Genomic DNA, 9,554 nt, shown 5'->3' with positions numbered 1-9,554 from the left:
TTCTGATGGCAGTAAATTTGCCAATGTCAAAGCCTACAGGCAAGCCAAAAAACAATTAGTTCGTCATCAACGAGCAGTCAGTAAAAAAGTTATTGGTTCCAAAAACAGACGCAAAGCAGTAAAAAAATTAGCCAAAGTTCACAAGAAAGTAGCTAACATCAGAGCAGATACACTACATAAACTCACAACATGGTTAGCTAAAAACCACAGCACCATAGTCATTGAGGATTTGAACGTAAGTGGAATGCTTAAAAATCATAAATTAGCAAGTGCTATTGCTGATTGTGGGTTTTATGAATTTAAACGTCAACTTACATACAAATGTGAATGGTACGGCAGTAAATTAGTCATAGCCGATAGATATTATCCAAGTTCTCAAATATGTTCAAACTGTGGGCATCAACAGAAAATGCCATTACACTTGAGAACTTATGAATGTAGTGAATGTGGTTTTCAAGCTGACAGAGATTTGAATGCTGCTGTCAACCTGAAAAACTATGTGAATCAGTAGCTTGAGTTCCAAGCGAATTAAAGCCTGTGGAGAAGATAAGTTACAGACTGCGGTCAGTGATCTTCTGTGAAGCAGGAAACTAGCTCCAAAGCTCATGCGATCATGTATGGGTAAGTTTGGGTAAGTTTAGTAGAACGGTGTCTAGTAAATATGTCTATTACTCACAAGACAGTATACAAAAACATTTAAAATAGATAGTTTATAGTTTAATATTAATTATTTGTTCATTCATATCAACTTATTTCTACTTATCTGAAGTAGTTAAATTTCCATGATAATTTTCTCAACTCTCCAAGCTGTTGCACCTCCTATTTTTCCCACTTTGATGAACTGCCAACTACCATGAGTGTAAATATTAGAACCTTTTTGACAATAAGGCTTGACTCCTATTAAATGTTTAACTTCCGCAGTGGAAAGTAACCATCCCCCAATAGCAGCTTTCTCTAATTCGTCGTGGTACCAAATTGGACTTTTAGCTTGAATATTCGCAGCGATCGCTCCGACTAGCTGTTCCAATAATTCAATATATTTAGTGTTATTACTTTGAGTAATAGATAAATTTCTTATTCTCCGCTAACAAGTTTTTCTATCTGAACCAATAACTTTTCTAATTGTCTTCTTTTTTTAGTATTATCCCAAATTCTCGAACTCTTAATTAAACGATAGGTATTGTCCAGACCACTTTTCAAGGTATCTTCTTGTTTTACAGTCTGATTAATTTCTGCCACTCTTTGTCGAATCCCCGACAAAGACAGTGAATTTTCTATTACTTCTTCCAGTAAACTTTGTCTCATGGCCTCGTCTTTGACTTTAGCTATTGCTACTGCCTTTGTATAATCTAGCTTTCCAGAGCGCAGAACCTCTAGAATATCTGGGGGTAATTTTAACAATGGAAGGCGATTTTTAACAAAGGATTGCCAGTTCATCAGTCCCAGGTCTTCAAATACTGATTCTATGATTTGAGCAGTAGGGCTACCCATAACGTTAGGGGTAACTTTTCCTTTTTCCTCATTTTGCATTCTGTTTAACAACTTTACCACAGAGGGAATACTTTCATCTATCTGGATGGCCAATAGTTGCAAAATACCTTCAGTTTCTTCAAGAGGGTTGAGGTCTTCTCTTAGTAGATTTTCTATCAACGATAATTGCCAGGCATCCTCATCATTGAGAGAGCGGATAATTACAGGCACAGAAGTTAGTCCAGCCATTTTTGAAGCTCTTAAACGTCTCTCCCCTGCGACTAACTCATATAAGTTGTTGTTAGTAGGTCGGACTAATAGTGGTTCAAGTACGCCAAACTGAGAAATAGAAGCACTTAGTTGAGCTAGTTTCTCTGGGTCGAAATAGCGTCGTGGTTGAGATGGGGGTAAAACAATTTCTTCTATGGATATCTCTTGTTGTCCTGTAGTGGACTGTAAGGAAGTGGTGGACATAGAAGAAGTTTCTTTTGTGTCAAATATAAAGTTGCGGAGTGGATTTCTTTTTGTCATCGTCAAGAAACTTTGGACTTAGAAGATTTAGATTTCGGCTTAGATTTAGCTCTAGTCTTAGTAGACTTGGTAGACCTAGAAGATTTGCTTTTTGTTGCAGGATTTTTCATTTCTATTCCTGCGGTTGAAAATGCTTCTATAAATAATGAGTCAAATTCAGATGCAGAGGAAGTAGCCATAGCGCCGGACATTTGAAATGCTGTCTTGTTTTGTCCAGGGGCATCAGCGAGGCATTGTCTCTGATAGATTACGGTTTGCAGGGTTGGAATTGAAGATTCTGCTAGGACTTGCCGAGATTCTCTAAGGAGAATTGTACCTTTGGTGGCTCGATTAAGATAGAGAAAAGCTTTTGGCACACCCTGACGTAGTTCTTGAGCCTGGTTAATAAAGCGTAGTGTTTTATTACTACTACGGAGGTCGAGACCGGATGGTTGACAGGGTACTAGAGCAATATCACAACGGGATAATATAGCTTTGGAAACTTCACTCATTCCTCCAGGCCCGTCTACCACTACGTTGTCATATTCTTTGGCTAGGATTGGGAGAGCATCAAAGATTTCTTCTGGGTCGCTGATAATTTGAAAAGGCATTTGGAGTGTTTCTGCCCAGACTGAACTACTGTTTTGGGCATCTGCATCTACAAGAATAACTGAACCACGTTGCATTAACCAGTAGACTAGATGGATGGCCGAAGTGGACTTTCCTGTGCCTCCTTTCTGATTGACAAAGGCTATAATCATGTGTTTTTCTCTGGGAAATATGGTGCTGTAATTGAATACTATCAGAAAGTGGTTCTGATTTACCCATAACATTAGGGGTAAAATTATTAATAGATGTAGATAGATATAAATGTAGAAAAACAATTAATGCCAATAAATATAAATTTGTATCCCGATAACTGGAAAGAAATCGCTTCATTCATTAAACAAAGTGCTAATTGGACTTGCGAATGGTGTGGGCGACCGTGTAGACCACCTGGAATATCTCAGAAGCAGACCGAACAATGGCTTAAGGATAATGATCCAGAGTGGTTAGTTCATCTTTACAAAGTGGTGGAAGACGATGAACGCGGCACTATCAGAATTACCAAGCCTCAACGATTTACACTAACTACGGCTCATTTGGATCATAATCCTGCTAATTGTGAAGTTGACAATCTTAAAGCTCTCTGCTCTGTCTGCCATCTTAATTTCGACCGTAATGACTGGAACCGAACCCAGAAGGTACGAAGAATGAAGTTGTGGGAACAATATGGGCAGTTAACTCTTGATTTAGATTTGGAAAGTAGTCATTCATGCACAACAAAAGAAGGATGATTGTTAGTAATTGACAAATTTTTAACTCTTGTAATGGTGCAAGTTTGGAGAAATTTTAATCAACAAAAAAATATAGAAAAACATAGAAAAAGCGACCGCTAACAAAATCAAAGAAAATCTTAACTATTCGCTGATAAACTATATCTAGACTTGACATAAACTTCACTATTTGAGCCGTTCGAGCTGCTATTAAATGATCGGAGCAGAAAAAATAACCCAAGATATATGAAAGTTCAATCTATTCAATTAAAATATTTCAAAAAATTTGAAGATTATCAATTTGATTTTACAAATACAGAGACAGGTTTAGCACAAGATATTATTCTAATAATTGGCATGAATGGTGCTGGTAAAACTAGCCTTTTACAAGCAATTGCAGCTACTCTAGGAGTAGCAACTGGACGCTTACAAAAACTCTCAGATTTAGATTGGGCAGGATTTAACTACGAATTACTTAGTAATAATTGGAAAAAAATTGAACCAGAGGTTAATCTTCAAATCCAGTTTTCATCTCCAGAACTCAAATCTATATCTGAATTTTACCAAATTTTACAAGATACAGGACGCAAATTAGAAGTTCCTCCAGCAGCAGAAAATTTGGTTTCTTTAAGATGGAAAGGAGAGGGTATTCAAGCTAATATTGCAGCCGAATTATTTCAATTTAAAGGACGAGAATATGCCAAACAACTACTCCGTTCCGAAGGTTTTCAAGTATTTGAAAAAGTAGGCACAATTCTCTGGTATACAGAACAAAGAACTTCCACCAGTTTAACACCAGAAAATCACCAACAAAAACTAGAAATTACTGAAGATATTTTACGAGACCGTCTTTCCAAATGGCGACAATTTCATCAAGATATAAACACAGGTAAAATCGCACAGCTTCGTTCAGGACAAAAAGACTTATATGCTGAGATTGAGCAAGCTTACAAAACTGTCTTTTCCGAACATTATTTTGAAGGCCCTATTCCACGAGAAAATATAGATGATATCTTCAGTGAACCTTGGTTTTATTTATCTGATGGAAAAAACCAATATGAAATTTCTGAAATGTCCGGTGGAGAGCGGGCAATTTTTCCGATAATTATGGATTTTGTCAATTGGAATATTAATAATTCAGTCATATTAATTGATGAAATTGAACTTCACTTACACCCTCCTATGCAACAAACATTGCTCAGAGCTTTACCAAAATTAGGTAAAAATAATCAATTTATTATTACAACTCACTCTGATTATATTGAGCAATTAATTCCTGAAGCACAAATTGTGAGATTAGAGGTGTAATTGTGAGCGTTGTTAGTAGCGGAAAGTTTATTTTTTGTGAAGGTAAGAAAACCAGTTTAGATTACCAACTCCTCAATCAAATTGTCACAAATATAGCAACAATTGTTCCATCTGGTGGTAAGTTTGGCTTTTCTACATTTATTGAGGGTTATTTCTCTTCAACGAATATAGACAATAAAAAGTATTTGGTTTTTCGAGACCGAGATTTTGATGCTGAACCTACCTCAGATATTGGATTAATTCAGCTCAGAAGAAATGTTTGGTTAACTCATCGCCCTTGTGTCGAAAATTATCTCTTACATTCAGATTTAATTCATACTTATTGGCAAGAAAAATATCAAGAAAAACAAAATAATCCTACTTCTAAATGGGGACATGGTAATTCACCAGGAATAGAAATTATTTCAGAATGGATAGAGTCAGCAGCAAGGAACTTAAAAGAATATCAAACTGTGCGATGGTCATTAGCTAATTTATTACTAGATAGTGCCACAAGAACACAGCTTAAAACAACTTGGACTGGAGGTAGTGGACAACTTCCTAAATCATTAGATTTATTAGATTGTAAAAATGAAGCAATAGAGTTAATAAAACAATTTAGAAAAGTTGTTGATACAGTAACACAAGAGAGATTTGAAGAAAGCTTTGAGAAATATCAACAAAAATTTGCTCAAGAGGAATTCTGGGAACAAAAACAATACTTAATCTGGTTCCATGGTAAGGATATTCAAAAAGAAATGCAGCGACAGAAATCTCAATACATATCCCTCAATATTTTTTTTGGTTGGGCAATTACTAATATTGACATTGATCGATATCCTGACCTTAGAGAGTTGCAGATGAAAATTGAGCAATTATAACAATTATAATGGCAAATTATTGTGATACTCATCAATATCCGTCCTCGTCATTCTGTTCCGATGTTACTAGAAGTGGCTGAGTTTTGGTGTAATTATTATTTTGATTGTCCTTTAAGTGAGAAGTTTCCTCAAGAATTTGTTGAAATAAAACAAGGAGGAAAATGAATGAATAAATCAGATATATTTGGAGTTGATTATTTTATAGTTAACTGATATGTCGATTAACAAAAAAGAATTAATTAAGCGTGTTTCTGAACAAGTTAGTTATGATACTCAAGTAGTGGAAGAAGTTATTAATGTTACTTTAGATGAAATTTATCAATGTCTTAAGGAGGGAGAGAGTGTAAGTTTACGAGATTTTGGAAGTTTTTATATACAAGTTAAGAGGGGAAAAACAAGTGTTTTTAAATTTAACCCTTCTCAAAAATTACGGAAATTATTTGGTTGGTCATCAACTTATAAGGGAGAAAGTTAAATTTAATCAATAATTATTTCATTTATATCACTGAAGCTGCACTGGCTGAAATGGCATCAAAACCCAATATCACTGAGTAGTGGGTAATTGCAGTAATCAAGAGCAAGCTACTCGTCCACTCGAACAACCATTTTACAATTATGATTCAAACTATTCAATCCCAAGAAGTAACTCTCCGCTATTTGATTGATAATTTTGGCTTACAATTAGTCAGGAACGAGCAATTTTTTCGAGAATGGCAAGATGATTTGCAAGAGATTAGTGACTTGGAAAAAGAACTACTTAATCAGGTTCAGGAGGGATACTTTAACTTATTACAAAATCCACCTGTTTTAGAAGATATTGTCAGAATGGCAATAGTCGATCCGATTTTATTTATCGGGAAATTTTTTCTTTACCCCTATCATATTCGTTCTGAGAAATCTGTTAATTTAGAATTAGCAGATAAAGAGGTAATTATTAGAGGTCGAATTGATACTCTTGTTATGAAAGAGCAGTTATGGGTAATGGTTATTGAATCAAAAAGAGCCGAGTTTTCTATAGAAGTTGGTCTGGCTCAACTACTAACTTATCTTTTAGCTAGCTCCCTAGCTGAACGTCCAAATTATGGCTTAATTGTTACAGGTGGCAGTTTCATTTTTGTCAAGCTAGTCAAAACAGAAATTCCTCAATATGCTACATCAAAAATATTTGCTATACGCAATCCTGGCAATGAACTTTTCGATTTTCTTCGCATCCTTAAACGTTTAAGTCAAATAGCTATTAATAGTTAATTTTTTTGAATAGTTGTAAACCAATAATAAATCAGTTATTAAGAACACAAAAAAAAATCAGCAATACAGACTTATCATATCGTGGGAAACAAGATTTAATATTTCACATATAGCTAATGCAAATAATATTAATCCGTTCAGTCAAACCCTTGCATAATTGGGAATTTTATGAAGCAGTCTAGCATGAACAACAAAACCGAAACCTTAATTTTCAAACCAAAATTTTAATCGCCTCAATAGCACTTTCTGGAGTATCCACCACAAAAACTGTTTCAGGAGACAAAGCAACAAAAAAAGCCTGACTTTCTAAATTACAACTCAACAAAATCACCTTTTTATTATTCTTAATTGCCAAAGCCACCTCTGAAGCAGTACCCGCACCCATTCCACAGGCAATAACAACATCACTCGAAAGCACATTAATATTATTTCGACTATTACCCATATCAGTAACAATAGGAATATCAACCGCCTCAGAAATACCATCAAAATTATTCCCAGGCAAAATACCAATAGTTAAACCATTAACAGACTTCGCACCACGACTCGCAGCATCCATCACCCCCATCTCTCGCCCACCCGTCAATAAAACCCAAGATTCTTGAGCAATTAATTGACCAAGTTTATAGGCATTTTTCAGGTCATATGAAGTAGCGCCACTTCCCGGACCCATCACACCAATGATGATTTTCTTCATTTTATAGCTAATTAGTTAGTCTACTAGATGATGCCGACTCTCGAAAATAGCGCGATGCACCTGGGTGAAGGTTTTCAGGGTAAACATTTTCCACCGTGTTCTCTAGGGTGGTATATTGCCCCTGAGCCAGTCGCTCTGCCAGTGCAGCTTGACCCTGATGGATCGCCCCAACCAGGCGATATGCAATCTCCTCCGGCAAATCGGGGCGGGCTAGAATTAATGACCAGAGTCCCACGGAATCAATAGTCTGGTCTTGTCCCTTGTAGGTGTTAGCAGGGACACTCATCGTTTTGAGGTGAGGATATTTGGCAAGAATTTGTTGAATCTCAGTGGATGAGGGAGCAATAAAACGAGCGCCCATTGGCCCATTCGCGACCTTCACAAAACCCGGCCAGCCAATGCCTGCACCCCATAATGCCGCCACCTCTCCACTTAGTACCAGGCGAGGGCCATCTGAAGCTTTCTCCAGAATAATAGGAGTAAAGTCCTGTTCAGGACTGAGGTCAATCCCATCCAGCACATTAGTCGCCAGAATCCGCAGACCCGAATTGCGTGTCCCAAAGGCAACGGGCTTTCCTGTTAGGTCAGTGATACGGCGGTCTGAAGAATCGGCTTGGACAACAAACATACCAGGGTTAGGATACATCACAAATAGAACCTTCAAGCCAGTTGGAGATTTCTCAGGGTTCGCTAGCACTTGATGGGCAGCGTTGCCCTCGACCAAACCTATGTCGATTTTCCCGGTTTCAAGTAGGGAAATATTCTCGGTACTGCCACGAGTAGCGATCGCTTTGACTTTGAGACTCGAATTGGCTGCATTGACCACTTCAGCTAAATTCTGACCAAAAAGTTGAAACCCGCCCCCCTGAGTTGCCGTTCCCAAAACAACCTGAGTGGGGCTGTTTATTGCCGAGATAGTCAAACTCCAAAACATGGTGGTGAGCATCACAACTAGAGTCACAATGAGCCAGTGGTTTTGACATCGAATAAGACTGCGTAATCGGTTTTGACTACAAATAAATAGTATTTTCTTCATCTTTATAATTTAATAGGTCAAAGTTCAAATATTAAATCATATCTCCCTACACAACTGTTGTTATGGCAGAATGCCACCCCTGACTGCTAATCAATGTGCAAGAAAATGCACGTCCATCCACAATAAAAAGTGGCGTTGCGATAACTGATGCACATTTTCCCACTTCCCCAAAAACTAGGAGATGATAAAAATATAGAGTCAAACTTACGCAACGACACTAATTACAGTGAATTTATCTTGATAAATACCAATCAATACACTATATATAGCGTTAATGCGTATTCAACTAAACTAAGGAATTTTCTCAAATGACTGTATCAACAATGACTGTATCAACAATGCCAGTATTAAAAGAAGGGGATAGTGGAGATGCTGTTCGGTTTCTTGAACAATTGTTATCTTCAATCTTTTGGTTCGGTCTACCAGTTGGAAGACCAGCTCTTATTACCGATAATGTAATATTTGATGCCCAATATGATAATCAAACCAAACAAATAGTAACTGAGTTTCAAAAAAATTATAACGCTACTTTTCCTTTTCCATCGCCTGATATTGCAGTAGATGGAGTGGTAGGTCCTGAAACATGGAAAGCATTAGGTGATGCTATCTTCAAATATACTTATTAAAACTATCACTCTGACAGAAGGTATAAGGAGTCCTCATCTAAAAGTGTTTCATTTTAGATGGGGGAGCCTCAACTATAACGAAGTTTAGTTGAGGTACTTCACTCCTTGCTTAGAGCATACTATTCGACTTCATTCTTCTCAATACGGTTCAACTCCCATCCATATTTCTTTGCCATTTCAGCACACTTTTTTGGGTGAGTTGCGCTATGACGAGACACATTTTCATCTTCGTCGTACCTTGGTTTTTTGGACATATTTCACTTAATTTTAGATGCATTGACGATAGTTAGTCAACCTCAAAGCTTGCGGTGATGATGCGATCGCTGATACAACTACATCATCACCTACTTGGTAAATGTAGCGGCCAGCAATAAGAAAGCCCCGGACCAGCAATAACGAACTTTTTGAGCCAGGATTAATTGCAACTAGATTAACGTTTGAGCCAAGATTAACTGCAACTGAGCCAGAATTAATTGCAACTAG

Annotated in this window: 15 protein-coding genes; 8 read left to right on the top strand and 7 right to left on the bottom strand. The window is 37.0% G+C overall.

What is annotated here, in order from left to right; translation table 11 throughout:
• The coding region (locus tag F6K23_RS39255; RefSeq protein ID WP_293166442.1) for an RNA-guided endonuclease TnpB family protein at window positions 1–511 on the top strand (511 nt) is incomplete at its 5' end.
• Window positions 512–772: 261 nt separating this feature from the next.
• Here the strand turns inward: F6K23_RS39255 and F6K23_RS39250 are convergent.
• From F6K23_RS39250 to F6K23_RS39240, 3 genes are read right to left on the bottom strand one after another with little or no spacing between them, the layout of a single operon-like run.
• Complete coding sequence (locus F6K23_RS39250) at window positions 773–1,027, bottom strand: hypothetical protein (RefSeq protein WP_202224291.1); 255 nt, start codon at window positions 1,025–1,027, stop codon at window positions 773–775.
• Between the two features lie 47 nt (window positions 1,028–1,074).
• On the bottom strand, window positions 1,075–1,944 hold the full coding sequence (locus F6K23_RS39245) for a ParB/RepB/Spo0J family partition protein (RefSeq protein WP_293127458.1): 870 nt from the start codon (window positions 1,942–1,944) through the stop codon (window positions 1,075–1,077).
• Between the two features lie 59 nt (window positions 1,945–2,003).
• A complete protein-coding gene (locus F6K23_RS39240) occupies window positions 2,004–2,741 on the bottom strand; it encodes an AAA family ATPase (protein ID WP_293166440.1) in 738 nt (245 codons plus the stop codon).
• 126 nt (window positions 2,742–2,867) lie between these two features.
• Here F6K23_RS39240 and F6K23_RS39235 point away from each other — a divergent pair, with 126 nt between their 5' ends.
• From F6K23_RS39235 to F6K23_RS39210, 6 genes are all read left to right on the top strand, one after another.
• Complete coding sequence (locus F6K23_RS39235; RefSeq protein WP_293166438.1) at window positions 2,868–3,317, top strand: hypothetical protein; 450 nt, start codon at window positions 2,868–2,870, stop codon at window positions 3,315–3,317.
• 225 nt (window positions 3,318–3,542) lie between these two features.
• A complete protein-coding gene (locus F6K23_RS39230; protein WP_293166436.1) occupies window positions 3,543–4,604 on the top strand; it encodes an AAA family ATPase in 1,062 nt (353 codons plus the stop codon).
• A gap of 2 nt (window positions 4,605–4,606) precedes the next feature.
• A complete protein-coding gene (locus F6K23_RS39225; protein ID WP_293166434.1) occupies window positions 4,607–5,464 on the top strand; it encodes a hypothetical protein in 858 nt (285 codons plus the stop codon).
• A gap of 21 nt (window positions 5,465–5,485) precedes the next feature.
• A complete protein-coding gene (locus F6K23_RS39220; protein WP_293166432.1) occupies window positions 5,486–5,629 on the top strand; it encodes a hypothetical protein in 144 nt (47 codons plus the stop codon).
• Between the two features lie 49 nt (window positions 5,630–5,678).
• Window positions 5,679–5,939: an HU family DNA-binding protein gene (locus tag F6K23_RS39215; protein ID WP_293166430.1), complete on the top strand. Its 261-nt coding sequence runs from the start codon at window positions 5,679–5,681 to the stop codon at window positions 5,937–5,939.
• A gap of 140 nt (window positions 5,940–6,079) precedes the next feature.
• Window positions 6,080–6,712, top strand: a complete 633-nt coding sequence (locus F6K23_RS39210) for a restriction endonuclease subunit R (protein ID WP_293166428.1) — start codon at window positions 6,080–6,082, stop codon at window positions 6,710–6,712.
• Between the two features lie 211 nt (window positions 6,713–6,923).
• Here F6K23_RS39210 and F6K23_RS39205 read toward each other — a convergent pair whose 3' ends face one another.
• A complete protein-coding gene (locus F6K23_RS39205) occupies window positions 6,924–7,409 on the bottom strand; it encodes a cytochrome (RefSeq protein WP_293166426.1) in 486 nt (161 codons plus the stop codon).
• A gap of 7 nt (window positions 7,410–7,416) precedes the next feature.
• Window positions 7,417–8,445, bottom strand: a complete 1,029-nt coding sequence (locus tag F6K23_RS39200) for a TAXI family TRAP transporter solute-binding subunit (RefSeq protein ID WP_293166424.1) — start codon at window positions 8,443–8,445, stop codon at window positions 7,417–7,419.
• A 308-nt stretch (window positions 8,446–8,753) separates the two neighbouring features.
• On the opposite strand from F6K23_RS39200, the gene F6K23_RS39195 reads away from it, so the two are divergent.
• The gene (locus F6K23_RS39195) at window positions 8,754–9,071 is read left to right on the top strand and encodes a peptidoglycan-binding protein (RefSeq protein ID WP_293166422.1); all 318 of its coding nucleotides are present in this window, start codon (window positions 8,754–8,756) and stop codon (window positions 9,069–9,071) included.
• 119 nt (window positions 9,072–9,190) lie between these two features.
• Here the strand turns inward: F6K23_RS39195 and F6K23_RS39190 are convergent, their stop codons facing one another.
• Together F6K23_RS39190 and F6K23_RS39185 are read right to left on the bottom strand one after the other, a co-directional pair.
• Window positions 9,191–9,325: a hypothetical protein gene (locus F6K23_RS39190; RefSeq protein WP_293166420.1), complete on the bottom strand. Its 135-nt coding sequence runs from the start codon at window positions 9,323–9,325 to the stop codon at window positions 9,191–9,193.
• Between the two features lie 13 nt (window positions 9,326–9,338).
• A partial coding sequence (locus F6K23_RS39185) for a hypothetical protein (protein WP_293166418.1) occupies window positions 9,339–9,554 on the bottom strand: 216 nt, incomplete at its 5' end.

The organism is Okeania sp. SIO2C9 (assembly GCF_010672455.1).
Lineage (GTDB): Bacteria > Cyanobacteriota > Cyanobacteriia > Cyanobacteriales > Microcoleaceae > Okeania.
The sequence above is the reverse complement of the archived record's forward strand: the minus strand, read 5'-3'. Positions and strand labels throughout refer to the sequence as shown.

What these genes read in the sequence shown, in the direction of transcription:
- F6K23_RS39235 (WP_293166438.1), top strand. Translation starts at nt 2,868, where the DNA reads ATGCCAATAAATATAAATTTGTATCCCGATAACTGGAAAGAAATCGCT.
- F6K23_RS39240 (WP_293166440.1), bottom strand. Translation starts at nt 2,741, where the DNA reads ATGATTATAGCCTTTGTCAATCAGAAAGGAGGCACAGGAAAGTCCACT.
- F6K23_RS39205 (WP_293166426.1), bottom strand. Translation starts at nt 7,409, where the DNA reads ATGAAGAAAATCATCATTGGTGTGATGGGTCCGGGAAGTGGCGCTACT.
- F6K23_RS39195 (WP_293166422.1), top strand. Translation starts at nt 8,754, where the DNA reads ATGACTGTATCAACAATGACTGTATCAACAATGCCAGTATTAAAAGAA.
- F6K23_RS39245 (WP_293127458.1), bottom strand. Translation starts at nt 1,944, where the DNA reads ATGTCCACCACTTCCTTACAGTCCACTACAGGACAACAAGAGATATCC.
- F6K23_RS39215 (WP_293166430.1), top strand. Translation starts at nt 5,679, where the DNA reads ATGTCGATTAACAAAAAAGAATTAATTAAGCGTGTTTCTGAACAAGTT.
- F6K23_RS39230 (WP_293166436.1), top strand. Translation starts at nt 3,543, where the DNA reads ATGAAAGTTCAATCTATTCAATTAAAATATTTCAAAAAATTTGAAGAT.
- F6K23_RS39190 (WP_293166420.1), bottom strand. Translation starts at nt 9,325, where the DNA reads ATGTCCAAAAAACCAAGGTACGACGAAGATGAAAATGTGTCTCGTCAT.
- F6K23_RS39200 (WP_293166424.1), bottom strand. Translation starts at nt 8,445, where the DNA reads ATGAAGAAAATACTATTTATTTGTAGTCAAAACCGATTACGCAGTCTT.
- F6K23_RS39210 (WP_293166428.1), top strand. Translation starts at nt 6,080, where the DNA reads ATGATTCAAACTATTCAATCCCAAGAAGTAACTCTCCGCTATTTGATT.